Here is a 23,850-nt window from a genome sequence, read left to right on the forward strand (position 1 = left end):
AGACAATGACATCTGCACTATGGCGCATTGCGACGCCGATGGAGCAGGAGCCATCCACTCCATCAGGTATGGCGAAGCTCCGCTGCGGCAACGGTGATCCTGGCGAAGGTCGGTTTCGGGCCGTCTCTGCCGGGCAGACCCACTCACCTGGGCGTCCAGCACGCCGCGGCGCCGCATGTCTGCTTCGTGAGCCCAGAGCTGAAGCTACACGCCGCCGTCAAGTTCCATGCGTTCCAGCCAGTCGATGACCAGCGATCGGAATAACTCCCTTTTGGCTGGAGCGATGAAATGTCCACAGCCATCGAGCGTGGCGAACGTCGCTCTGGGAAAACGCTCAACAGACATCCATGCGTCACGATATCCAGCAATCGTATCTTGCCTTCCCGCAAGTATCAGCGATGGGGCAGAGAATGGTGCGCCGACTTCATCCGGGTTGAAACTGAAAGCGTAGTTTTCAGGGCGCCAGCTTTCCAAAGCGGCCTCCTCATCGAGCAGGGATAGCGCCGGGAGAAGGCATGAAGTGTCCCAATCAACGAGAGCTGCGTCGCGAACAGGCTGCACGAAGCGCAGCGTATCGGTTCGGTCTCCAGCCTTCTCTGCGAACCCATCTTCTTCGAAGATTGTCGTGGGTTGGGGCAGGGCGCGCTTTTCGTAGTCAATTTCAAAGGGTGTAGCATTGATAAACACCCCAAGAAGTCTGTCCGGGTATTTGGCCGCAAGCCCTCGAACAAGGTGTCCGCCGGCTGACATGCCTGCAACCGCAAATCGTTTTCCGGGCGCGATAACGTCAATGAACCTGATCACCTGGTCCAGCAGTACGTCGAAAGTCATCGGCCTTGGCAGGGTCGGAGTGCGTCCGTGGGCGGGCAGGTCGGGGTATATACGATGCCATCCGGCGCGGTCCAGGAACGCAGGTTCCATTTCGTCCATCATATGTCGATGGTCAAGATAACCGCCATGAAGCATGAGGATCGGCCAGCCTGAACCGTGTTCCTCGAAGTTGACTTCAATCCCATTTACTTGGGTCAGCATCCTTCCACTCCATAGGCCACCTGAAGGTCTGGTCATGATGGAACTCATCAAGATTGTCACCAGCTATGCCGGGCAGAGGCGCGTCGTGAACGGCTACCCAATGCAGGCTGCTGCATTGCAACGAATGACAGATTTGTCCGCAGAGCGGGACATCTATGAACCAACCGATGCTGCACCCGGAGGTGAACGGCTGCTTCGGGCAGACCGCACCGCGGCACAAGGTTCCATGCGTTCGTCGGCTTCGGGCCGCTCCCCGTACGGACTGCCTCAACTGTACGACCAGCGCGCCGCGATGCCGATGGTTCGCCTCAGCCCGAGGCGGACCGTCGCACGGGGCGCGGTTCAAATCGATGGGCCCTGAGGCCTTCGAGTGGCATGGAATTCTTCACCGGTGACGACCAGATCGCGCCGCCGCCGTCTGAAAGATGCAGCGACCAAGTTGGACCCAGCGATAAGACGGCAATGAGAGTTGAATTCCCTAAGTAGCGCGGGCGCCTTGGGGGCTGCAAGATTGGCGCCGCCGGGGACTTTGCAGCTCCTTGTCCCGTGAATATATCTGGAGCGAAGATCAGGAGGGCACGCTATGGCCGGAATGAAAGTGACATGCCTGGACTGCGGCCAGGTGAACCGTGTCCCCGCAGAGCGCCTGTCGGCTGATCCGAAATGCGGCACCTGCGGGGCCAAACTGACCGGCGCCAAGGTATTCGAGGTCGCCCCCGAGATCCTGCAGAAGGCCGCGCGCAACGATGACATGCCGCTGGTCGTGGATTTCTGGGCGCCTTGGTGCGGCCCCTGCCGGATGATGGCGCCTGAATTCTCCCGCGCCGCGACCGAGTTGAATGGCCAGGCGCGACTGGTGAAGCTGAATACCCAGGACCATCAGGCCGCCGGGGCGAAATACGGCATCCGGGGCATCCCGACGATGGTCGCCTTTGCCGGGGGCAAGGAACGCCGACGCCAGTCGGGGGCCCAACGCAGTGCAGATATCGTGAACTGGGTGAAAAGCGTCTGAGCCTGCGAAGCCTGACCCAAGTGCCCATGGGATCTTGTCGTCGAGGCTGTTGTCATCCTCGTTTTGCATCCGGGAACAGTCCGAAACCTGGTGGCACCGATCCGCATCGGAACCCCGGTCGGTGCGAAGCGATGCTGCCTTTCTGCGAACGGCAGCCGCGGGCGGATTCTGTGAAAAAAACTCCTGTTCGCGAGTGCAGAATCCTGGGGCTTTTGATTGGTGCAGGTGCCTTTCTTGTCAGGCATTTCGCGGTTTCTGCGGTGCGGGAGGGAGCTTCGCGAGTTTCCTGAGGTTCTGGGCGGTGGCGGCGAGGAGGAATTCGTCGTTTGCGCCGCGTGGGCCACGCAACCGAAGCCGGCCGAGGCCACGGCTGGCGAGGCGGGTGCGGGATCTGCAGGGGCGCGTTCGCCCGCGGCAAAGCCGGAAAGCCGGATGTTGAGATCCAGACATGAAGACGATCCCGCGGAAAAGCCCCCGCGACTTGCGGAGGCCTGATCGGTGTTACCGGCCGGTCACTTACCCGGCCCGGTATGCCCGGGCCGACCGTGTGCGCCGGGGATATGACGCACGCCCCATACAGCCGGGCGCCTCTCAGACGAAGGCATGGAGGAGACCCTGGTCCTGGTCGAAGGTCAGGACCGAAACCATGTCGTCTAGATGGCCGGTCTCGTCGTCGTGGGTGGTGTCTTCCTGGATCCGGATCGTGTTGTCGGAAAGATCCTGGCGTACGATGGCGGTATCGCTGCCGGCGATCCCGGTGATCTGGGCCAGGTCCACGGGCCCGTCCAGCGCGACGGGATTGTCGTCGAGTTCGAACCGGCCGGTCCGGAAGTCGAAGAAATCGCCGCTCTCGACCGCGACCCATGCGACGGTTTCCTCTCCGTGGCCGTCGGTCCGGATTTCGGATTCCGCCATCGCGACCTTGAAGCCGGTCGCAGACACGTCGTCGACACGGGCGGTGACCATCTGCCCGTCATTGGCGGAATTGGTCGAGGCGAAGACGGCCGTGTCATCGCCAGAGATCCCGCTTTCGAAGGCGACGGTCGCGAAGCCGCCGGTGAAGCCCGTCATGTAGACGGCATCGGTGTCGATGGTCCCGGCCTCGATCACCGCGCCATTGGTCAGTTCGTGACGCCCGGCTTCGACGACCATGTAGGTCACGGTCTCGTCGACATGAAGGCCGTCGTCGCCGTCCGGTTCCTGCAGGGCGATCTCGAAGCTGTCGCCATCGACATTGCGGATCCGGGCGGCCACGAATTCCGGCCCGTTCTCGGTGGTGACAAAGGCGATCACGGCGGGATTTTCGTAGTCGTGCTCCAGCGTGACGGTCTTGTAGGCGTCCGAAGCGGTGAAGCTGCCGTATTCGCCCACGATCTGTGTCGTTGCGGTGGCGACCTCGTCGAAGGTCATCACGTGGCCGGCAAAGTCGAACTGTTCGACGTCGTTGAAGACGGTGAAACTGGACCCGGCGCCGGTCGTGACGTTCAGGGTCGCGCCGGTGCTGGCGACGATCACCTGGTCGAAGCCGACATCGAAGCTGACGGTGTCCTGCCCCGCGCCGCCACGGATGCTGGCGGACTGCGCAGGGGCGGGGGCCAGCGCGTCGCCGTCGGGGTCAGTCACCGCGATGCGGAAGCTGTCGTTGCCGTCGCCGCCTTCATAGATGTCGTTGCCGCTGTCCTCCCGGACCCGGATGTCGATGGTATCGTCGCCCGCCTGGCCCCGCACGACGTCGTCGCCCGCGCCGCCCGACAGGATGTCGTCGCCGCCGGCCCCTTCGATCAGGTCGTTGCCGCCGCCGCCTTCGATCCTGTTCGCGTCGTCGGTGCCGAAGATCCTGTCGCGGAAGTCCGAGCCGGTGGCGTTCTCGATATTTGCCAGGTCGGCGAACTTGATGTGCTTTTGCTGGTTCCTGCCGAACTTGGGGTTGTAGACATAATGCAGTTCGATCTTCCGGTCCTGAAGAAAGACATCGTATTCCCGGAAGGAATTCCGGCGGCCCAGATCGGTTGTCAGACCTGCAAGGACAATGGTGTCCGAACCCTCGCCGCCGTCGTAGGTTTCGTCGAAATTCCAGTCGTAGACCGCCATCAGCCGGTCGTCTCCGGCGCCGCCGAAAAGGGCATCGTGCCCGGCGCCGCCGTCCAGGAAATCGTCGCCGTCTCCTCCGTCCAGAACGTCGTTCCCGGCGCCGCCGGACAGGGTATCGGCGCCGATGCCGCCGATCAGTTCGTCGTTCCCGGACCCCCCCAGCAGGGTGTCCGCGCCGGTATCGCCATCCAGGACGTCGTCACCGGCGCCGCCAAACAGGGTATCGTCTCCGCCGTTGCCGTCGATGTCGTCGTTCCCGGCACGGCCTTCGATGATGTTGTCCCAGCCGTTTCCGTTGACGAAGTCGTTGCCTTCCGTTGCGATCAGGTTTTCGATCCCGGAATTGGTTTCAAAGCCGATGCCAAGGAAGCTGCCCGGATCGTAGCGGGTTCCGTTCACGTTGATGCTCTGGTTGACGCCTCCCATGTACAGGAACAGCACGTTTGCCCGCGCCGAATAGTCGGCGGTGTCGATGCCTTCGCCCATGTGGACATTGGCGAAGGCGTTGCCGACCTTCACCAAATCATCGCCAGCACCCATGCGGTAGTCGTGGACGACACCCACGGCGTGCGCACCGATGGACGCGTCGACCCGGTCGTCGCCATCGCCTGTCCGGATCATGGCCGCGAAGCTGGAGTTCACGGTCACCCGGTCATTGCCCGCCCCGGTGTCGATGACGGGCTTGCCGTCGACGACGCTGCCGTCCTGGCCGGCAAGGTTCACGATGTCGTCGCCGCCGCGGGTTTCGATCCGGGAAAAGCCGTCCCTGAAACTGCCGCGGAGGGTATCCGCGCTTTCGGTCAGGTACAGCGTTTCGAACCCGCCGATCAGGACCCCCGCCGTAGCACCCTGGCTGTCGGCCACGTCGCCTGCGAAATCAAGGCTCGTCTGGCGGGCAAGATTCACGCCGCCGCCAATGGTGCCAAGGTCCAGAACGTCATGCCCCGCACCGCCGAAGGCATAATGATAAGCGTCCTCAAGGTCGTCGACCTCGCCCGAGATCCCGAGCCGGTCATTCCCGGCGCCAAGATCGTAGGTGAACTGGTTGGCCAGTTTCGACACCACCGTGTCGTCGCCCGTCGCGGTATCGATGTCGGCGTCGATATCGTCTTCGGTCCCGGGCATCTCGACGATTGCGTCCGCGGTGGCTGACAGGGTGCGGAATTCGCGCCGCGCCATGCCTGCGCCGGTGATCACGGTGTCATTGCCCGCCCCGGTCAAGGCGCCGCCCAGCACGTTGGCCATGCGGATCACGTCGTCGCCCTTTCCCGTTTCGACGCTTTCGATATCCACGATGTCATAGCCGTCGATGCCGTTGAACGTTCCGTCGACCATGTCGACCGTCAGGTCGTGGTCGATATGGGCGAAGGACACGGTGTCGAAACCGTCGCCACCGTCGATCTTGTCGTGGTCCAGCGCGTTGCCGTCTGCATCGACCATCAGCGAGCCGATGAAGCGGTCGTCGCCGCCCATGCCGATCAGCACGTCGAACCCTGCGCCGCCGTCCAGCGTGTCGTCGCCTTCGCCGCCGTTCAGCACGTCGTCGCCCTTGCGGCCGAACAGGTCGTCGTCGCCGTTGTTGCCGATGATCGCGTTGTCGCCATCGGTGCCGCGCAGGTCGTCATTGCCATTGCCGCCCAGCACGTTTTCGAAGCCGCGGATGGCGATGTCGACGTCTTGGGTCGAGGGGTAAAGCGTCTTGATCTGGATTTCGAAGGGCAGGACACCCGGCTCCTCGTCGGGATGAACCTGCACCTGGAAGGTCCCGACCACGTCTTCAAGGAAGGCGCCGTAGCTGGCGTACCAGATGTTCAGCGGCTGTGTTTCGGCGTCCTGAAAGGCCGCGTCGAGCTGGGCCACCTGTTGTGCTTCGCCTGCGTCGACCAGTTGCTGGCGCACAAGTTCGACGATCACGGCGGTCATCTGTCGGTGGGAACTGTCCGGCCGGATATTCGCGGGCACGTTGTCCCGCAGGTCGACCTCCCAGTTCCGGTCCGATCCAGCCAGCGAAAGCGTGTCGGTGCCGGCGCCGCCATCGGCCAGTTCGAACCCGTCCTGCACCTGGATCAGGTCGTTGCCGTCGCCGCCCAGGATCCGGTCGCTGCCTGCGCCGCCACCGTTCAGGACATCGTCGCCGCCCAGCCCTTCGATCATGTTGCGGTCCGCATTGCCGATGATCACGTCGGCGCCGTCCGTGCCGGTGGCATCGGTTTCGCCGGCGGCCATCTGCCGGACGCTGAAGGCCTGAAGCTCGGTCAACTGGCTGTCGCCGAAGCGGAAGAATTCGACGCTTTCGAAGGTGTTCGTGCCTTCATAGGCCTTGCCGTCGACGGGGCGGGTGTTCCAGACCTGAAGGCGGCCTTCCTCGGTCGCGCCGAAGGTATAGGCGCCGACCAGCCCGTGGAAGACGGCAAAGTCGTTGCCCGTGCCGCCCTTCACCAGATCGTCGCCCGCGTTCATGATGATCACGTCCGATCCCGCACCGGCGTCGATCACGTTGCTGCCCGCGTCGTCGATGACGATGTCGTCGCCCCCGCCCATGGCGACCGTGGCCGCGCCGAATGTCCCGGTTTCACCATCGAAGCTGTCGATCATCTTCACGTCGCCGGCGAAGATCCCGTCGTCGTCGGACACGTCCCGGGCCACGCGCATGCCATCGATGCGGCTGTCGAGATCGGCGGTGAAGTCGTCGCTCAGCGTGGCATGGGTGGCCAGTTGGGCAACGATGAACTTGGCGAATTCCTTCGCCTCGGTGGAATAGTCGATGCCGTTCTCGTCCTTGGCGTCGACATCGACATCCTCGCTCGAGGTGAAGCGCTCCTCGTTCTGAAGCGCTTCGACCGCCTTGTCGCCGATCAGCCCCTGCACATAGCCCAGGAACGCATCGAAATCGGGGCCCAGTTCGCCCAGCTTCTGGCCCAGGGCATCCAGCAGGCGCTGGATGCCGGTGGCCCGCAGGATCGGGTTCAGGATCGGCGCCACGACCGTGTCGAAGACGAAGCCCACGGCATCCAGCACGCCCGAAATCGGGCCCAGCGCCGTGTTTACGATCCCCAGCGGCTTTTCAAGGAAAGACAGCTTGTCCTGGATCTGCTCGATCCGGTCAAAGCTGGAATTCACGGCGCCGATGGTGTCGAAGACCGGACGGAAGACATCGGTCATGCCCTCGAAAACGGCGCTTTCCTTCACCAGCGTCTCGGCGTCCTGCATCGCGGCCAGGCGGGTCTGGGTGAAATGCTCCAGCTGCTGGGCCGCGGCCAGCAAGCGCGGGTCGCCGCCCGTTTCCGGGTTCGACAAGTCGACCGCGGTGGTCAGGCTGTCGGCCACGTCGGTGATCAGGTCCACGCTGTCCCGGGACCGTTCGGCGTTCGCGATCGAGGCGATCAGGGGCTCTTCGAAATCGGTGGTGATCTTGTCGATCAGGATGTCGACCATCTCCAGCAGGAAGGCCGTGTTGTCGGCGGCATTGCCTGCCAGTTCGCCGAATTTTTCCAGCGCGCTTTCCAGCGGGCCCAGCGTTTTCTGGAAGGCATCGACGATCTTGCCCAGACCGCCGCCCACCTTGCCGAGAAGCTTCAGCGCGTCGCGGGTCGTGTCGACGATTTCAGCGGCCGTTTCGGCGCCTTCCTGCGCGGAACCCATGGCGCCCAGCACGCTTTTGGTCGCGATCAGCAGCGCCTTGGTGTCGCGCACGTCCCGCAGGAAGGCATTCAGGCTGCCGCTGTCGGCGCTGGTGGCATTGTTGGGCCCGATCAGCGCTTCGATGCCGTTGCTCAGGTCCTGGGACTGTTCCGTCAGATCATTCGCCATCGTTCTTTTCCCTGTTCAGCCGTTTCTGGTCCGCCATCTGGCGTCTTCGGAACTGGGTCGAACGGGAAGGGGGGCCGGTTCAAAAATTTCCCGGGGCCTGGCAAGAACGGCAGACCCCGCACCGGAAGACCGGCGGGTAGGGAAACGGCAAGTCCGGGGGGGCACATGGGCCACAAGGGCCACCAGGGTCCAGCCCCGGTATCGGGCCGCGGGTCGCCGGCATCTGCGGACCCGACCATCTCGGGGCGTCCTGGCCCGGCTCCCGGCAGTCCGGACAAGGGCATTGGCCGAAAGGCCGGGTTCTGACGGACCCTTGCTGCGTGGGTCTGGTGAAGACGCCAGGGTGGGGATTTCAAGCCCGGCACAGAACCGCGAGGGCGCATGTTCTGTTGCTGTCGATGTGCCCCGTTTCGCACGGTGACAGGGCAGGGCCCTGCGTCATGGCAACCGGCTTGCGCAGGCCGGGGTCTGGTCGCCGTTCGCCATGGTCCCCATTACGGCCTGTGGGTGAGGGTCGTCGCCCGGCGCCCCTGCACCCACGCGCGTCGAAGGGGACAGGCGGCGCGCACGTTCACCGGACGTGACCGGCCGTCGTTGCGGACCGCCTGCCGTGCGGGAAAGGCGGCCCGACCGACGGGCCGCGGCCCGTCGGATGGCCGCCCGGACCTATTGTTTCTTCAGATAGGCCCAGGACACATAGCCCCTCAGGCTGCGCGCGCGGTCCAGCGACACGCTGCACCAGCGGGTGCTGCCGGTCTGTTCGCAGCTGTGGACCCGCAGGACCGTGCCGTTGGGCAGGCCTACGATCACGTTGTACCCGGTTCCGGGACCGGCACGCATCTTCAGCATGTCTTCGCCTTCGACGCCGAAGACCACGTAACGGCCCAAAGAGGCCGCCATGGCCGGTCCGGGGCCCGTTGTTGCCAGAAAAGCTGCTGCCAGCATGACAAGGACGGCTTTTTGCACTGTCTTCTCCTGTTCTCTGCCTCGGGCCCGATTTTACCGCGGACGGGGGCGGAAGAAAACAGGAACGCGCGGGGCAGATCAGGCCGGGACCGGCTCCAGCGGGCCCAGCCGCGCCAGCCCGTCGGCGTCGAACGTGGCCTTCAGCCCGATGCAGACGACGCCGGTCTGGTGATCGTCCGTGGCGTCCTCGACCGTCCAGCGGGCGCCGACGACCTGGATCAGGCTGAGCCCGCCGCCGGGCCGGGCGACATAGCCCTTGGCGCGGACAAGGCCCAGATCGCCCTCGGCCAGCGCGCGGGCCAGCGCCACGGGATCGACCGGGCCGTCGGGTTGCAGGACGCGGGACCGGAACAGCGCCTCGGCATGGCCCGACACCTTGTGGCCGCGCCGGGGCAGGGGGACCGACCCCAGCAGCACGTCGTGGGGCACCGCGCCGTGGACGGCGGGCACGATGCGCGTGCCTTTTGTATGAGAGCGGACCCAGCCCGTGACCTCGGCCAGCTCGGCCTCGGACACCAGGTCGGTCTTGTTCAGGACCAGGATGTCGGCATCGTCCAGCTGCCGCTGGATCGTGTCCGCAAGGTAGGTATTGGCCGCCGTGTTCCGGATCTCCGCCGCATCGGCCACCACGACCACGCCGTCTCCCCGAAGCCCGTCCAGGAACAGCAGCGTCGTCAGGATCGACCCCGGGATCGCCACGCCCGAACTTTCCAGCAGGATGTGATCGGGCCGCGGATCCATCCCGGCCACCTGCAGCAGCGCGCCCGCCAGATCGTCGCCGAATTCGCAGCACACGCAGCCGCCGGAGATGGAAATCAGCGCGTCGTCCTCGGCCTCGATCAGATCGCGGTCGATGGGCAACGCGCCGAATTCGTTCACCATCACCGCCAATCTCAGGCCGGAATGGCGCAGAAGCTGGTTCACCAGCGTGGTCTTGCCGGCGCCCAGATAGCCGCCGATCACGGTGACGGGCAGCGCCGGCCTTGCCATCAGATTGTCGCCGCTGCGAAGACGCGGCCGCCCTGGACCGTGCCCCAGACGGGAATGTCCTTCAGGGCCTCCGGTGCCACTTCCAGCGGATCGTCCTCCAGCACGGCGAAATCGGCGCGCTTGCCGGTCTCGATCGATCCGATCAGGTCGTCCATGCCCAGCGTGAAGGCCGCGCCCAGGGTGATCGCCTCCAGCGCTTCCGGCACGGTGATCTTTTCGCCTTCGCCCTGGACGCGTCCCGATGCGGTCAGGCGCGTGACGGCCGCCCACGCGGTGAAGAGCGGCCCCAGCGGCGTCACCGGCGCGTCCGAATGGATGGTCATGGGCACGCCCGTATCCAGTGCGGTGCGGCAGGCATTCATGCGCTCGGCCCGCTCCGGGCCGACGGTCAGGGCATAATGTTCGTCGCCCCAGTAGAAATGGTGGTTCGCGAACAGGTTCACGCACATGCCCAGCCGGGCCATCCGCTTGAACTGCGCGGGGCTGGCCAGCTGGCAGTGCTGCAGGGTGAAACGGTGATCGCGGGCCGGAACCTTCTTCAGGGCGCTTTCCAGCGTCTCGATCGCCAGCTCCGTCGCCTCGTTCCCATTGGTGTGGGTGTGGACCAGGACCCCCGCGCCCAGTGCGTGTTCATAGATCTGGGCCAGCTGGTCGGGGGCCACGTACCACAGGCCGTTCGGCGCGCCGTTGATATAGCCGGGCCACAGCATCCGGGCAGTGAAGCCCTGGATGGATCCGTCGGCCACGACCTTGATCCGGCCCAGGTCGCAGCGGTCGGTCGACTTCTTCCTGATGCCGGCAGTGAAGGCCACCAGATCCTCGGGCGTCATGCCCGCCATGATCCGGAAGGGCACGAGGCACAGCGGAAAGTCCGGCGCGCCGGTAATCTTCAGCGCCTCGTCCACCGACTCGTCCGTCAGGGATCGGGCCAGGTCGGTCGCCGTGGTCACGCCCGCCCGCACGCAAAGCCGCGCGTAGGACCGCAGCCCCTCGGGCGAGCCTTCCATGGCCTTGCCGCGGTCGAAGCCAACCTTGGCCGCGGCCGGGCCCATGATCTCGGGGCTGCGCAGTTCGCCGATGGGCAGGCCGTCCTGGCCCAGGGGTACGCCGGGGTGGTTCACGCCGGACTTTAGCAGCCCCGCCAGTTCCAGACCCTTGGTGTTCATGTTCATGATGTGAAGCGAGGCATGCAGGACCACCACCGGACGGTCGGCGCAGGCGCGGTCCAGATCCTCGCGGGTGACGCGCACATTGTCCATGTAGATCGGGTCCAGACCCCAGCCCACGACGACGGGTTCGTCGGGTTTGGCCGCGGCCGCATCCCTCATGCGCGCGACGACCGCATCGACGGTTTTCAGCCCTTCCCAGACCTTGCCGGCGGGGTCGGCACGGTCGAACCAGCCGACATAGGCGCCGTCCCAGACCGATCCTTCGGCCGAATGCGCGTGGCCTTCGACGAAGCCTGGCATCAGAACCTTGTCGGCGAAGGTGGTGTCGAGCCGGTAATCGCCCCAGCGCGCCAGTTCCTCCAGCGTGCCGGCGCCAAGGATCTTGCCCTCCCGCACCGCGACATGGGTCGCGTAGGGGCGGGCGTGGCTCATCGTGATGATTTTCCGGGCCTGGTAGATCGTGGTGGTCATGGCGGGTCCTTGGAATTCGGGCTTGGAGTGCGGCGGGGGCTGGAACGTTCCCATGATGCCCATCAAGTCGCGGGCCCCGCAAGATGGCAGGGCCAGCCCCGTGCAATCGACGGGGCCAGCCGCCGGATCACAGCCCGGCGACAGGGAAGACCCGGCCGCCCTGGACCGTGCCCCAGACGGGGACGTCCTTCAATGCCTCGGGCGCGACCTTGTAGGGGTCTTCGTCCAGCACCGCGAAATCGGCGCGTTTGCCGGCCTCGATAGACCCGATCAGGTGGTCCATCTTCATGGTGAAGGCCGCGCCAAGGGTGATGGCCTGAAGCGCTTCGGCGACGGTGATCTTCTCGGCCTCGCCCTGCACCCGGCCGGACGGCGTCAGGCGGTTGACGGCGGCCCAGGCGGTAAACAGCGGCCCCAGCGGCGTGACCGGCGCATCCGAATGGATCGTCATCGGAACGCCCATGTCCAGCGCCGTGCGGCAGGCGTTCATCCGTTCGGCGCGTTCCGGGCCCACGGTGTACTTGTAGTGCTCGTCGCCCCAGAACCAGTGGTGGTTGGCGAAAAGGTTCACGCACATGCCCAGCCGGGCGGCCTTTCTGAACTGCGCGGGCGTCGCCATCTGGCAGTGCTGCAGGGTGGTGCGGTTGTCCGCCGCGGGGATCTTCTTCAGCACCTTCTCGACCGTGTCGATCACCAGTTCCGACGCCTCGTCGCCATTGGTGTGAACATGGACCAGCAGGCCGTTCTCGAACGCGCCTTCCAGGATTTCGGTCAGCTGCTCGGGGGCCAGATACCACAGACCGTTCGGCGCGCCGTTCTGATAGCCGGGCCAGCGCAGGCGGGCGGTGAAGCCCTGGATCGACCCGTCGGCGTGCAGCTTGATGTTGCCAAGCTCCAGCCGCTCGGTGCTCTTGGCCTTCATCTCGACCATATAGGCGATCAGATCCTTGGGCGCCATGTCGCGGCCATGGCGGAAGGGGACCAGACAGATCGGGAAGTCGGGGGCGGCGGTCTGCACCAGCATCTTGTCGACATCGTCGCGGGTATAGGTGCGGGCCAGGTCCGCAATCGTCGTGACCCCGGCGCGCACGCAGACCTTGGTAAAGGCCTTCATCCCTGCAGGATTTGCCTCTTCCGCGCGGCGGTCATAGCCCAACCGGGTCGCGGCGGGCACCATCACCTCCGGTCCCAGAAGCTCGCCCATCGGCAGCCCGTCGGCCCCCAGCGGGATCGCGGGATGGTTCAGGCCCTGTTTCAGAAGGCCCACGTCCTCCAGCCCCTTGGAGTTCATCGACATGATGTGGCCCGAGGCATGGGTGATCAGGATCGCCCTTTCGGTCGTCGCGCGATCCAGGTCCTGCCGGGTGATGCGGACATTGTCCATGTAGATCGGGTCGAGGCCCCAGGCGATCAGCGGCCCGGTCCCCGGGGCGGCGGCATCCGCCTTCTTCAGGCGGGCGACGATGTCGTCCACCGTCTTCAGGCCCTTCCAGACCTTCCCCTCGGGATCGGTCCGGTCGTACCAGCCCAGATAGGTGCCGTCCCAGACCGGGCCGGCGCTGGCGTGGGCATGGCCTTCGACGAAACCCGGCAACAGCACCTTGTCGGCAAAGGTCGTGTCAAGGCGGTAGTCGCCCCAGCGTTCCAGTTCCTTCAGCGTGCCCACGCCCAGGATCCTGCCGTCCCGCACTGCGACATGGGTCGCCATGGGCCGGGTCGTGGTCATCGTGTGAATGGCCTTGGCCTGAAAGATCGTGGTGGGCATGGCGGGTCCTGACATGGCTCGGAAGGATGGGACCACACGACACCGCAACGCGGGCCGGCCATAGGGCCAGCCCTGCGCATTGTTGGGGGCCAAAGGGCCCGGCCGTCACGCCGCGAAGCGGAAGATCGCGGTGCCGGGGCAGCCCTGGTAATGCGCGGCATGCCGCGCGGCGGCTTCGGGCAGTTGCGTGATCGCGTCCAGAAGGCGGGTAATCTCGTCCTCTGTCAGAAGCGCGCTGATCGACAGGCGGACGAAACCGGGCTTGGCCAGTTCCTCGCCCGCTTTCAGCCTGGCTTCCAGCGCGTGGGACGCCGGTTCGTCGATGTCCAGCAGCCGGTGGACGTAAGGTCCGGCGCAGGCACAGCCGCCGCGGGCCTGCACGCCGAAACAGTCGGACAGAAGCCGCGTCGCCAGTTGCTGATGCACCGGCGTGCCGTCCGGCTGCGTCACCCGGAAGGACAGGATCGGCAGCCGCGCACCGGGGCCTGCGGGCAGCAGATCGATGCCCGGCGCGGCCTCCAGCACCTTCAGCGCGCGGGCCGACAGGTCGATCTGGCGGTCGAAGAGCCAGGATTCGCCCATCGCGGCCTTCACGGCAAAGGCCAGCGCCGCACGAAGGTCGCCCACGACATTCGGTGTCCCGGCCTCTTCCCGCGCGGCGATGTTCGATGAATAGCTGTGCCCCCAGGGAGAGACGAAGGACACCGTCCCGCCGCCGGGGAAGGTCGGCGTCGTGGCACGGCAGGCATCCTTGCGGATGACCAGCAGGCCGCTGGCGCCGGGGCCGCCCAGGAACTTGTGGGGCGACACGGCGATGGCGTCGATCCCTGCGCCGTCCGCATCCATCCGGATCGGCATGTAAGGCCCGCCGCCGGCATAGTCCCAGACCGACAGGGCGCCGTGCGCCTTCAGCAGCTTCGTGATCGCCGCGATATCCGTCAGCTTGCCCGTCACGTTCGACGCAGCCGAAAAGGTGCCGATCAGCAGCGCGCCCGCCGGCGCCCTGTCCAGCGCACGGGCCAGGGCATCGGGGCAGGGGCCGCCGGCGGTGCCTTCCGCGATCTCGATCACCTGCGCCCCGCTTTCGCGCCAGGGCAGGATGTTCGAATGATGTTCATAGGGGCCGACGAAGACCTGCACGTCCCGACCTTGGGTCAGGGCGTCGGCGATCCCGAAGAGATGCACCAGCCGGTTCAGCCCGGCCGTGGCGCCGGATCCGGCAAAGATCACCGCGTGGTCCGGCCCGGCGCCGATCTGGCGGGCGATATAGTCCCGCGCGGCCCGGCGCAGGCGGGTCATCGTGGCGCCGCAATGCGATGCTTCGGTATGGCTGTTGGCGTACCAGGGCAGGATATCCGTCATCACCGCCTCCTCGACCTGCCGCAGCGACCTGCCAGAGGCGACATAATCGGCATAGAGCAGCCTTTGCGGGCCGAAGGGGCCGGGGATCTCGATACCGTTGCCGATCTCGCCCATGTGCAATGCGTCGCGCCCGGTCGCGGCAAGGCGCTGTTCGAAGTCATCGAAATAGGTTTCGCCGGGAACTTGGGTCATCTGACACTCCGCTGCCATGTTTCGGGCAGGATGACATCGGCGTTGCGGTGAAATCATCTTCAATATTTGCACAGATTGCTGCATGCTTGTGTCAAACGATAGAGGAATATGCCCATTCTCGACCGCATCGACATCGCCCTGCTGGAGGAGCTGTCCAGGGACGGTGCCCTGTCCCAGCGGGAACTGGCATCCCGCGTGGGGCTGTCGCAGAACTCCTGCTGGCGGCGTCTGACGCGTCTGCAGCAGGACGGGGTGCTGAAGGGCACACGGGCCGAAATCGACCTGGCCGCGCTGGGCCTGGACCTGACCGTCTTCGTCATGATCCGCACGCGGCACCATTCGGACGAGTGGTCGCGCAAGTTCCGCACCCATGTCGAGGCGCTGCCGCAGGTGCTGGACTTCTACCGGATCGGGGGCGACTGGGATTATCTGGTCAAGGCCGCGACCCAAGGAGTGGCGGGCTATGACAGCTTCTATCAAAGCCTGATCCGCGGCTTCGATCTGGAACGGGTGACGGGCTATTTCGCGATGGAAACGATCCTGCGCAGACCGCCGCAGTTGTCGGCGCTGTAGGGGGCACCGGCCCCGAAGTGATGGCAGGCGTAGGGTGCGTGCTGCGCACGCACCATCCGGAAGGGCCGCCATCCGCCGTCTTGACCGCGCGCCGGTCGGCCGCCGTCCAGCCTGCGGCCGGATGGGGCTCCAATGTCTCGGGCCGTCAGCGCATCGGGCAAGCGTATGGTGTGTTCTTGGCACGCACCGCCCGGGAAAGCCTGCCGCCCGCCATCCTGAACGGGGGGCGGTCCCCGCCTTCCTTCAGGCTGTCAGCGTGTCCAGCTCTTTGCGCGCCTCGTCCACGTCCAGCGCAGATGTCTCGCCGATCAGCACCAGTTCGCAGCCATCGACGGGGCCGTCATGTCCCGACAGGCTGGCACGCTGGCCGACCAGCTGGAACAGCATCGGCCGGCCCGGACGTTCCCTGAACGACAGGAACCCCTTGGCCCGCAGCAGGCCGGGGGACAGGCGGCCGATCACCTCCTGGAACGCGGTGACAGAGATTGCGCTGTCGGTCTGCCATTCCAGCGTCGCAAAGCGCGAGGCATCGATCCTTGGCCGGTTCAGCGTCCGCCTGGCGCCAACACCCGATCCGATCAGCGCCCGCACGGGACGGGTCGAGCCATCGGCGCCATAGACCAGACGCTTGCCGATGGCGCCCAGCTTGGTGATCAGTGTGCCCACGGCATCGGGATCCGCGCCTTCGGCCTTGGACAGCTGCACGAAATCCGCCGCGTCCACCTGGGCCCGCCACAGCGGGTCCTTCCAGCGGTCGGACGATGCGGTCAGATCCTCGGCATCCACCAGACAGACGATGGTGTCCAGCATCGCGGCCTGCCAAAGGACCGGATCCATCAGCCCTTCGATGATGCCCTGCGGGTCGGCCACGCCGCTGGCTTCCAGCACGATCAGGTCGGGGGTGCCCTGGACCATCACCTGCTTGATCGTGCGCAGAAGGTCGCCCTGCAGCGAACAGCAGATGCAGCCGTTCTTCAGCCCGATCACCTCGTCCGAGGCGGTTTCCAGCAGGGCCGCGTCGATGTTGATGCTGCCGAAGTCATTGACGATGGCCGCGATCTTCAGGCCTTCTGCGTCCTGCAGCAGGCCGTTGATGAAGGTGGTCTTCCCGGCGCCCAGGAAGCCGGTGACAAGAAGGATCGGAACGCTCATTCAGTCGCACTTTCGGGATCATGGATCATGGGGGCAGGGCCTTCGGTCGTCGTCGGATCGCGCGCACCTTAAGGATCTGCGCGGGGATGTGCCACGGCGATCTGGAGCGGCTTGCCTTTCATCATGTTATAACATTACAACTTCGGCCATTGGATGACACGTCGGTCCCCGGGCCGACCGGTATGAAGGGTTCCGACATGACAAGATTCCCCCTGGCCATTGTCGCCGCACTGGCCGCAGGTCCCGCCCTGGCGCAGGACCACCGCGAGATGGGCGCCCATGTTCACGGCGTCACCACGGCAGAGATCGCGGTCGAGGGCAGCCGGGTCGAAATCGACCTCAGGGCGCCCGGCATGGATATCGCCGGCTTCGAATACGCGGCGGAAAGTGCCGCCGACCGCGACGCCCTGCAGGCGGCGATCCTGCAACTGGCGCGCGCGACGGACGTGGTGACGTTCCCCGAAGCGGCCGGTTGCCGACTGACCGAGGTGGTGGCGCATGTTCACGGCGATGATAACGACGGGCATGACGACGATCACGGCGGGCACGACGATGACCATGACGACCATGCCGACCACGGGGAACATGACGATCACGGCGATCACGACCATCGGGCGGGGCACAGCGAATTCCATGTGACCTATGGCTTTGACTGCGCGGCCCCCGAGGCGCTGACCCAGATCAAATTCCCGTTCTTCGACCGGTTCCCGAATGCGCAGGAGATCGAGGCGCAGTATGTCACGGATACCACTGCCGGCGCGGTCGAGATCGGTCGCAACTCCGGAACCCTGACCCTGAAGTGAGCGATGACGGACGCCCTTTTCCTTGACGATGTGACCTTCGCCTGGCCGGGGCGGGGCGGCTTTGCGCTGTCCTGCCCGTCGTTCCGGGTGGGGGCGGGGGAAAGCGTCCTGCTGCTGGGGGCCAGCGGCTCGGGCAAGTCGACGCTGCTGTCGCTGGTCTGCGGGATCGTTGCGGCGGATCGGGGGCAGGTAAGGGTCGGGGACACCGACCTGGGGTCCCTGCGTCCCGGGGCGCGGGACCGGTTCCGCGCCGAACGGATCGGCGTGATCTTCCAGCAGTTCAACCTGTTGCCCTATGCCAGTGTTGCCGACAACATCCTGCTGCCCCTGCGCTTTGCCCCCGAACGCCGGCGACAGGCGGGCGATGCCCAGGCCGAGGCGCGGCGGCTGGTCCGGGCGCTGGGCCTTCCGCCGGCCGCGCTGCACCAGCGCGCCGGAACCCTGAGCGTCGGCCAGCAACAGCGTGTGGCCGTGGCCCGCGCCCTGATCGGGCGCCCCCCGCTGATCGTCGCGGACGAACCGACCTCGGCCCTCGATGCCGCCACGCAGGACGGGTTTCTGGGGCTGCTCTTCGATCAGAGCGCGGCTGCCGGGTCGTCCCTGCTGATGGTCAGCCATGACGAACGGGTGGCGCCCCGTTTCGACCGGGTGGTGCGGATCGAAAATGTCGTGACCAGACAGGGACAGGCGGCATGATCCTGCGGCTGGCATGGGCGTCGCTGATGGCGCGGGCGCTGACGGTGGCGATGACCGTTCTGGCCATCGCCCTGTCGGTGGCGCTGTTTCTGGGCGTGGAAAAGGTGCGGACCGGCGCGCGCGCCAGTTTCGCCGACACGATTTCCGGCACCGACCTGATCGTGGGCGCGCGGTCGGGTGCGGTGCAGCTGCTGCTTTATTCCGTGTTCCGGATCGGCAATGCGACCAACAATCTGACCTGGGAAAGCTATCAGGACATCGCCAAACGCCCCGAGGTCGACTGGATCGTCCCGATCTCTCTTGGCGACAGCCACCGGCAATTCCGGGTGATGGGGACGACGGATGAATTCTTCGACCGCTACAAGTACCGAGGGGGCCGCGCGCTGGCCTTTGACGACGGGCACGGTCTGGATGACCTTTACGATGCGGTGATCGGCGCGGATGTGGCGCGGACGCTGGGCTATGGGGTGGGCGACGCCATCGTGGTGTCGCACGGGCTGGCATCCTTCACCGATCACGCGGATCAGCCGTTCCGTGTCGCGGGGATCCTGGCCAAGACCGGCACACCGGTGGACCGGACGGTGATCGTCAGCCTGGAAGCGATCGAGGCGATCCATGTCGACTGGCAAAGCGGCGCGAAGATCCCCGGCCATACGACCCCGGTCGAGGCGATCCGGACGATGGACCTGACCCCCACGGGCATCACGGCCGCGCTGGTGGGGACGAAGTCGCGGCTGCAGGTCTTCAACCTGCAGCGCTGGATCAACCAGTACCGGGCCGAACCGTTGCTGGCGATCCTGCCCGGCGTGGCCCTGGCAGAGCTGTGGCGGATCGTGGGCGTGGCCGAACAGGCGCTGATCGCGGTGTCCGCCATGGTGGTGGTGACGGCACTTCTGGGAATGATGGCGATGATCTTCGCCAGCCTGAACGAACGCCGCCGCGAAATGGCGATCTGGCGCGCGATGGGCGCGCGGCCCGGGACGATCCTGGCCCTGCTGGTGCTGGAAGCGGCGATCATGGCCGCCGTCGGCGCCGTACTGGGGATGCTGCTGCTTTATGCCGGGCTGGCGGTGGCGCAGCCCATCGTCGACAGCGCCTTCGGGATCTGGCTGCCGCTGGCAGCCCCGGACCTGCGCGAACTGGCCACCCTTGGCGCGGTCATCGGCGCCGCGGCGCTGGCCAGCCTGCTGCCCGCGCTTCGTGCCTATCGCATGTCGCTGGCCGATGGCATGATGGTGAGGACATGACCAAGACATTCAACCTGAACAGACGCCACTTTACGTGGCTTGCCGCGGCCGGACTGGCCGCGCCCGCCATGGCCGTGCCCCGGGCGGCCCGGGCCGAGGACTATCGCGAAGTGACCTGGGAAGACCTGATCCCGCCCGGCGTGCCCTATGCCCAGATCATCGGCGAAGGCTACATGGACGAGGAAAACGACGTCTGGGCCCCCGTCTATGACGAGAACGCGGTGAAACTGAATCAGGGCCTGGACGGCGCGTTGATCAAGATGCCGGGCTATGTCGTGCCCGTCGACATGGACAGCGACGGGGTCCACACGCTGGTGCTGGTGCCCTACGAAGGCGCCTGCATCCACGTGCCGCCGCCGCCGCCGAACCAGCTGGTCTTCGTCAACACGAAGACGCCCCTGTCCGAGGACGACATCTGGGGCGCGATCTGGGTCTGGGGCAGGCTTCACGCCAAGCTGCGCGAAACCGACCTGGCCGCCATCGGATATGAACTGGAGGCCGACCGGATCGAAGTCTACGAGATGTAGACAAGCGGCCCGGCCGGCCCCTTCGTCGGGGCCCCTTTGTCGGGCCCCGTCGGCCGGTCACTGGTTGATGTCGGGCACCGTCATCTTTTCCAGCACCTGTTCCAGCGAGAAGCTGGCCGCCTTTTGCCGCGGCGGGAATTCCTGGAAGGTTTCAAGGAAGTTCGCCACGTAGGCCTGGGCCGGCACCAGCATGTAGGCGCGGTCCAGCAGCCAGTCGTAATAGGTGTTGGACGTCCGGTAGGACCGTTCATAGGGATCGCGGCGCAGGTTGAAGATCAGCGGCACCCGCAGTTCTGTGAAGGGCTGCATCCACGCCCGGAAGGTGGCCCAGGCGGTCTGTTCCATGAAGATCAGCTTCCAGTCGTTCCAGCGGATGGCGGTCAGGTCGCCGTCGTCCGAGAAATAAAAGATCTCTTCCCGCGGGCTCTTGTCCGTCTGGCCGGTCAGCAGCGGCAGAATGTCGTAGCCATCGAGGTGTACCTTGTAGTCGCGGCCCAGCGCCGGGACCGACAGGCCCTCCAGCAGGTCCTGCTTGATGTCCGGCGCGCCCGCCACCGCCAGCAGGGTCGGGAACCAGTCCATGTGGTGCACGATCTCGTTCGAGACGCTCTGCGCCTCGATATGACCGGGCCAGCGCACCATGGCGGGCACGCGCCAGGCGCCTTCCCAGTTGGTGTTCTTCTCGCTCCAGAAGGGCGTCATCGCGGCATCGGGCCAGGTGTTCATGTGGGGCCCGTTGTCGGTCGAATAGAAGACCAGCGTGGCATCGGCCAGACCCAGTTCGTCCAGCTTGTCCAGGAACTGGCCGATATGCATGTCGTGCTGGATCATGCCCGCCGAATATTCGTCCACGTGACGGCCCGCGATTTCATCCGCCATGGCCCGCATCTCGGGGTCGACATGGGTGCGAAAGTGCATGCGCGTGCCGCTCCACCAGACGAACCAGGGGGTGCCTTCCGCGGTCTTGCGGGTGATGAAGTCCAGCGCCGCCCCGACTGTTTCGTCGTCGACCGTTTCCATGCGTTTCCTGGACAGGGGGCCGGTATCCTCGATGGCGCCGCCGGCCACGGACCGGATCACGCCGCGCGGGCCGTAGGCCTCGCGGAAGGTGCGGCCGTCCTGCAGGACCATATCGCCCGGATAGTCCTCGTTCTCGGGCTCTTCCTCGGCGTTCAGGTGATAGAGATTGCCCAGGAACTCGTCGAAGCCATGGTTCGTCGGCAGATGTTCGTCCCGGTCGCCCAGGTGGTTCTTGCCGAACTGGCCGGTGGCATAGCCCTGCGCCTTCAGCATGCCGGCGATGGTCGGGTCTTCCTCCTGCATGCCCTGTTCGGCGCCCGGCAGGCCGACCTTGGACAGGCCGGTGCGGAACACCGACTGCCCGGTGATGAAGGACGACCGGCCCGCGGTGCAGGACTGTTCGCCGTAATAATCGGTGAAAAGCATACCCTCTTCGGCAATGCGGTCGATATTGGGCGTGTGATAACCCATCATGCCGCGGGTATAGGCCGATATGTTGGACTGCCCGATATCGTCACCCCAGATCACCAGGATATTGGGCTTGGCATCCTGCGCTGCCAGCGTGCCGGGCAGGGCCAGCGACAGGACCGAGACACAAACCGAAAGACAAGAGGAAACTGAGATCGTTCTGAAACGCATGGGTTCTCTCCTATTTGCGCGGCCGGTGGGCGCGCGCTGAACGTGTCTTTGAAAAATGCAGGCAGGGGGCCGGGGCGGCCGTTCGGATCTGGATCCTCCCGTTCCGGATCCGACTTCGGCAGGGCCTGCCGCAACACCACCTTAAGATGAAATTAGACCCAGAAACATACAATCTTGGATTGCGGTCTGGATCATGGCCTGAATCGTGGGCCGAAGAGGGCGGCGCCTGGGCGTGCGTTCGGACAACCGTCCTTTTCGCGACAAGTTGACCGTGCCGCACCGCATCGGCTTGCGCCTGTCGATTTGTCGGACAAATAATGTGCTCAAGCCAAGCGGCTTTGCATCTCCAGGGGAGGGATCGACATGACCTGCATCGAAATGGTGGCCCGGCGTGGCCGGAAGGGGAGCGTGACGCGATGACGGCGACACTGGACGATACCGGCCTGTCAGACCGGGCGCTGGACATCGCGCTGAAGGTCGAAACCTTCGTGCGCGAGGTCGTGGTCCCCTACGAGAGCGACCCGCGCCTGGGCGCCCATGGCCCGGCCGGGGACCTGGTGGCAGAACTGCGCGAAAAGGCCCGTGCCGCCGGCGTGATGACCCCCCACATCCTGGGCGACGGCGATCACCTGACCCACCGCGAGACGGCGGCCGTGCTGATCCGGTCGGGCCTGTCGCCGCTGGGCCCCGTCGCCTGCAACACGATGGCGCCCGACGAGGGCAACATGTACCTGCTGGGCAAGGTCGCCTCGCCCGAACAGCGGGAACGGTTCCTGGATCCGCTGGTGTCCGGCAATGCGCGGTCGGCGTTCTTCATGACCGAACCGGCGGACGAAGGCGGGGCGGGGTCGGACCCGTCGATGATGCAGACGACCTGCGTGCAGGACGGCAATCACTGGGTCATCAATGGCCGCAAGACCTATATCACCGGGGCCGAGGGCGCCAAGGTCGGCATCGTCATGGCCAAGTCCGACGACGGCGCCTGCATGTTCCTGGTGGATTTGCCGGACCCTGCGATCCGGATCGAGCGCGTGCTGGACACCATCGACAGCTCGATGCCGGGCGGCCATGCCGAGGTGATGATCGACAACCTGCGCGTGCCCGCAGACCAGATGCTGGGGCAAAGCGGCGAGGGCTTCAAATACGCCCAGATCCGGCTGGCGCCGGCGCGGCTGACGCATTGCATGCGCTGGCTGGGGTCCTGTATCCGCGCCCAGGAAATCGCGGTGGATTACGCGAACCGCCGCCATGCCTTCGGCAAGCCGCTGGTCGATCATGAAGGCGTGGGCTTCATGCTGGCCGAAAACTGGATCGACCTGAAACAGGCCGAACTGATGGTCTACTGGTGCGCCGAGGTGCTGGACACCGGGGCGCTGGGCACAGTTGAAAGTTCGATGGCGAAGGTCGCTGTGTCCGAGGCGCTGATGCGCATCGCCGACAAGTGCGTCCAGACCATGGGCGGGCAGGGGGTGACCCGGGACACGATCGTGGAACAGGTCTTCCGCGAGATCCGCGCCTTCCGCATCTACGACGGGCCGACCGAGGTCCACAAATGGAGCCTGGCCAAGAAGATCAAGCGCGACTGGAAAAGCGTCCACGCGCTCTAGGGGGCGCCTGCGCCTTCCGGGTCCCGCCCGAACGGGATCGCGGCTTTGCGGCGCGTGTCGGCGCCGCGGGGCGGCCGCAGGACGCGCGATGCGACCTGCGGCACGCGTGCGATTATTCGGCTTCGTTGGCCGGGCTGGCGTTCAGCTGGCCATAGTTCTGGGCGCCGATTTCCGCGTAAAGCTGCAGCTGCGTTTCCAGGAAGTCGATATGGCTTTCCTCATCGCTCATCAGCCCTTCGAACAGCGCCATGGTCACGTAGTCGCCTTCGTCGCGGCAGACCTCACGCGCTTCCTTGTAAAGGGCGCGGGCCGAATATTCCGCGGCCAGGTCGCATTCCAGCGTTTCCTTGATGTTCTCGCCGATGCGCAGCGGGTCCAGGACCTGCAGGTTCGGATGGCCCTCCAGGAAGATGATCCGCTCGATCAGCTTGTCGGCGTGCTCCATCTCCTCGATGGATTCCTCGCGGCTCTTCTTGGCAAGCTTGGTATAGCCCCAGTCTTCCTGCAGCCGGTAATGCAGCCAGTATTGATTCACCGCGGTCAGTTCGTGACGCAGCGACTTGTTCAGGTACTCGATGACCTTTTCGCTTCCCTTCATGGGACAGTTCCCTTCCTAAGGTTGTCCGGTGCATGCGGACGGTGGTGGGCCAGTTTCCGACCAATAACCCGCTCCGCCAGTCGGCAACAACGTCCGCATTGGATTTTGCGCCGGGTGCGATGAATTTT

The 23,850-nt window shown here is 65.5% G+C and carries 18 protein-coding genes; 8 read left to right on the top strand and 10 right to left on the bottom strand.

Annotated elements, in window-relative coordinates; all coding sequences use genetic code 11:
- Nucleotides 1-204 precede the first annotated feature (204 nt).
- Complete coding sequence (locus FQK05_RS13600) at nt 205-1,032, bottom strand: alpha/beta fold hydrolase (RefSeq protein WP_158967706.1); 828 nt, start codon at nt 1,030-1,032, stop codon at nt 205-207.
- A 34-nt stretch (nt 1,033-1,066) separates the two neighbouring features.
- Between FQK05_RS13600 and FQK05_RS13605 the strand changes: the two genes are divergently transcribed.
- Nucleotides 1,067-1,393, top strand: coding sequence for a hypothetical protein (locus FQK05_RS13605; RefSeq protein ID WP_158967708.1), 327 nt, complete (start codon nt 1,067-1,069; stop codon nt 1,391-1,393).
- 222 nt (nt 1,394-1,615) lie between these two features.
- Nucleotides 1,616-2,044, top strand: coding sequence for a thioredoxin TrxC (gene trxC / locus FQK05_RS13610; RefSeq protein WP_158967710.1), 429 nt, complete (start codon nt 1,616-1,618; stop codon nt 2,042-2,044).
- 591 nt (nt 2,045-2,635) lie between these two features.
- Here the strand turns inward: trxC and FQK05_RS13620 are convergent.
- The 6 genes from FQK05_RS13620 to FQK05_RS13645 all read right to left on the bottom strand — a co-directional run bounded on the left by FQK05_RS13620 (nt 2,636) and on the right by FQK05_RS13645 (nt 14,860).
- Nucleotides 2,636-7,945 (bottom strand): calcium-binding protein, encoded by a 5,310-nt coding sequence (locus tag FQK05_RS13620; RefSeq protein WP_158967714.1) that lies wholly within the window; start codon nt 7,943-7,945, stop codon nt 2,636-2,638.
- Between the two features lie 666 nt (nt 7,946-8,611).
- Complete coding sequence (locus FQK05_RS13625) at nt 8,612-8,911, bottom strand: SH3 domain-containing protein (protein ID WP_158967716.1); 300 nt, start codon at nt 8,909-8,911, stop codon at nt 8,612-8,614.
- 78 nt (nt 8,912-8,989) lie between these two features.
- Nucleotides 8,990-9,901 (bottom strand): CobW family GTP-binding protein, encoded by a 912-nt coding sequence (locus FQK05_RS13630; RefSeq protein ID WP_158967718.1) that lies wholly within the window; start codon nt 9,899-9,901, stop codon nt 8,990-8,992.
- On the bottom strand, nt 9,901-11,541 hold the full coding sequence (locus FQK05_RS13635) for an amidohydrolase (protein WP_158967720.1): 1,641 nt from the start codon (nt 11,539-11,541) through the stop codon (nt 9,901-9,903). The genes FQK05_RS13630 and FQK05_RS13635 overlap by 1 nt, the downstream gene beginning before the upstream one ends.
- Nucleotides 11,542-11,668: 127 nt before the next feature.
- The gene (locus tag FQK05_RS13640; RefSeq protein ID WP_233270506.1) at nt 11,669-13,306 is read right to left on the bottom strand and encodes an amidohydrolase; all 1,638 of its coding nucleotides are present in this window, start codon (nt 13,304-13,306) and stop codon (nt 11,669-11,671) included.
- A gap of 105 nt (nt 13,307-13,411) precedes the next feature.
- Nucleotides 13,412-14,860, bottom strand: coding sequence for an aminotransferase class V-fold PLP-dependent enzyme (locus FQK05_RS13645; RefSeq protein ID WP_158967724.1), 1,449 nt, complete (start codon nt 14,858-14,860; stop codon nt 13,412-13,414).
- A gap of 108 nt (nt 14,861-14,968) precedes the next feature.
- Here FQK05_RS13645 and FQK05_RS13650 point away from each other — a divergent pair, with 108 nt between their 5' ends.
- Nucleotides 14,969-15,433, top strand: a complete 465-nt coding sequence (locus FQK05_RS13650; RefSeq protein WP_158967726.1) for an Lrp/AsnC family transcriptional regulator — start codon at nt 14,969-14,971, stop codon at nt 15,431-15,433.
- Between the two features lie 243 nt (nt 15,434-15,676).
- Here the strand turns inward: FQK05_RS13650 and FQK05_RS13655 are convergent, their stop codons facing one another.
- A complete protein-coding gene (locus tag FQK05_RS13655) occupies nt 15,677-16,585 on the bottom strand; it encodes a CobW family GTP-binding protein (protein WP_158967728.1) in 909 nt (302 codons plus the stop codon).
- A gap of 197 nt (nt 16,586-16,782) precedes the next feature.
- On the opposite strand from FQK05_RS13655, the gene zrgA reads away from it, so the two are divergent.
- From zrgA to FQK05_RS13675, 4 genes are read left to right on the top strand one after another with little or no spacing between them, the layout of a single operon-like run.
- Nucleotides 16,783-17,388 carry a zinc uptake protein ZrgA gene (gene zrgA / locus FQK05_RS13660; RefSeq protein ID WP_158967730.1) on the top strand — a complete coding sequence of 202 codons (606 nt, stop codon included), beginning with the start codon at nt 16,783-16,785 and terminating at the stop codon, nt 17,386-17,388.
- 3 nt (nt 17,389-17,391) lie between these two features.
- A complete protein-coding gene (locus FQK05_RS13665; protein ID WP_158967732.1) occupies nt 17,392-18,084 on the top strand; it encodes an ABC transporter ATP-binding protein in 693 nt (230 codons plus the stop codon).
- Nucleotides 18,081-19,331 carry an ABC transporter permease gene (locus tag FQK05_RS13670; RefSeq protein WP_158967734.1) on the top strand — a complete coding sequence of 417 codons (1,251 nt, stop codon included), beginning with the start codon at nt 18,081-18,083 and terminating at the stop codon, nt 19,329-19,331. The genes FQK05_RS13665 and FQK05_RS13670 overlap by 4 nt, the downstream gene beginning before the upstream one ends.
- Nucleotides 19,328-19,858 carry a DUF3299 domain-containing protein gene (locus FQK05_RS13675; protein WP_158967736.1) on the top strand — a complete coding sequence of 177 codons (531 nt, stop codon included), beginning with the start codon at nt 19,328-19,330 and terminating at the stop codon, nt 19,856-19,858. Before FQK05_RS13670 ends, FQK05_RS13675 begins: the two co-directional genes overlap by 4 nt.
- A gap of 57 nt (nt 19,859-19,915) precedes the next feature.
- Here FQK05_RS13675 and FQK05_RS13680 read toward each other — a convergent pair whose 3' ends face one another.
- The gene (locus FQK05_RS13680) at nt 19,916-21,517 is read right to left on the bottom strand and encodes an arylsulfatase (protein WP_158967738.1); all 1,602 of its coding nucleotides are present in this window, start codon (nt 21,515-21,517) and stop codon (nt 19,916-19,918) included.
- 416 nt (nt 21,518-21,933) lie between these two features.
- Between FQK05_RS13680 and FQK05_RS13685 the strand changes: the two genes are divergently transcribed.
- Nucleotides 21,934-23,124, top strand: coding sequence for an acyl-CoA dehydrogenase family protein (locus FQK05_RS13685; RefSeq protein WP_158967740.1), 1,191 nt, complete (start codon nt 21,934-21,936; stop codon nt 23,122-23,124).
- A 112-nt stretch (nt 23,125-23,236) separates the two neighbouring features.
- On the opposite strand, the gene bfr is transcribed toward FQK05_RS13685, so the two are convergent.
- Nucleotides 23,237-23,722 (bottom strand): bacterioferritin, encoded by a 486-nt coding sequence (gene bfr, locus FQK05_RS13690; RefSeq protein WP_158967742.1) that lies wholly within the window; start codon nt 23,720-23,722, stop codon nt 23,237-23,239.
- Between the last annotated feature and the right edge of the window lie 128 nt (nt 23,723-23,850).

Origin of the sequence: Chachezhania sediminis, from assembly GCF_009765275.1 — a bacterium.
In the GTDB taxonomy this organism is placed as follows: Bacteria; Pseudomonadota; Alphaproteobacteria; order Rhodobacterales; family Rhodobacteraceae; genus Chachezhania; species Chachezhania sediminis.

Excerpts from the sequence above, each read along its gene's own strand:
- FQK05_RS13600 (WP_158967706.1), bottom strand. The coding sequence starts at position 1,032 with ATGCTGACCCAAGTAAATGGGATTGAAGTCAACTTCGAGGAACACGGT.
- FQK05_RS13605 (WP_158967708.1), top strand. The coding sequence starts at position 1,067 with ATGATGGAACTCATCAAGATTGTCACCAGCTATGCCGGGCAGAGGCGC.
- trxC (WP_158967710.1), top strand. The coding sequence starts at position 1,616 with ATGGCCGGAATGAAAGTGACATGCCTGGACTGCGGCCAGGTGAACCGT.
- FQK05_RS13620 (WP_158967714.1), bottom strand. The coding sequence starts at position 7,945 with ATGGCGAATGATCTGACGGAACAGTCCCAGGACCTGAGCAACGGCATC.
- FQK05_RS13630 (WP_158967718.1), bottom strand. The coding sequence starts at position 9,901 with ATGGCAAGGCCGGCGCTGCCCGTCACCGTGATCGGCGGCTATCTGGGC.
- FQK05_RS13635 (WP_158967720.1), bottom strand. The coding sequence starts at position 11,541 with ATGACCACCACGATCTACCAGGCCCGGAAAATCATCACGATGAGCCAC.
- FQK05_RS13640 (WP_233270506.1), bottom strand. The coding sequence starts at position 13,306 with ATGCCCACCACGATCTTTCAGGCCAAGGCCATTCACACGATGACCACG.
- FQK05_RS13645 (WP_158967724.1), bottom strand. The coding sequence starts at position 14,860 with ATGACCCAAGTTCCCGGCGAAACCTATTTCGATGACTTCGAACAGCGC.
- FQK05_RS13650 (WP_158967726.1), top strand. The coding sequence starts at position 14,969 with ATGCCCATTCTCGACCGCATCGACATCGCCCTGCTGGAGGAGCTGTCC.
- FQK05_RS13655 (WP_158967728.1), bottom strand. The coding sequence starts at position 16,585 with ATGAGCGTTCCGATCCTTCTTGTCACCGGCTTCCTGGGCGCCGGGAAG.
- zrgA (WP_158967730.1), top strand. The coding sequence starts at position 16,783 with ATGACAAGATTCCCCCTGGCCATTGTCGCCGCACTGGCCGCAGGTCCC.
- FQK05_RS13665 (WP_158967732.1), top strand. The coding sequence starts at position 17,392 with ATGACGGACGCCCTTTTCCTTGACGATGTGACCTTCGCCTGGCCGGGG.
- FQK05_RS13670 (WP_158967734.1), top strand. The coding sequence starts at position 18,081 with ATGATCCTGCGGCTGGCATGGGCGTCGCTGATGGCGCGGGCGCTGACG.
- FQK05_RS13675 (WP_158967736.1), top strand. The coding sequence starts at position 19,328 with ATGACCAAGACATTCAACCTGAACAGACGCCACTTTACGTGGCTTGCC.
- FQK05_RS13680 (WP_158967738.1), bottom strand. The coding sequence starts at position 21,517 with ATGCGTTTCAGAACGATCTCAGTTTCCTCTTGTCTTTCGGTTTGTGTC.
- FQK05_RS13685 (WP_158967740.1), top strand. The coding sequence starts at position 21,934 with ATGACGGCGACACTGGACGATACCGGCCTGTCAGACCGGGCGCTGGAC.
- bfr (WP_158967742.1), bottom strand. The coding sequence starts at position 23,722 with ATGAAGGGAAGCGAAAAGGTCATCGAGTACCTGAACAAGTCGCTGCGT.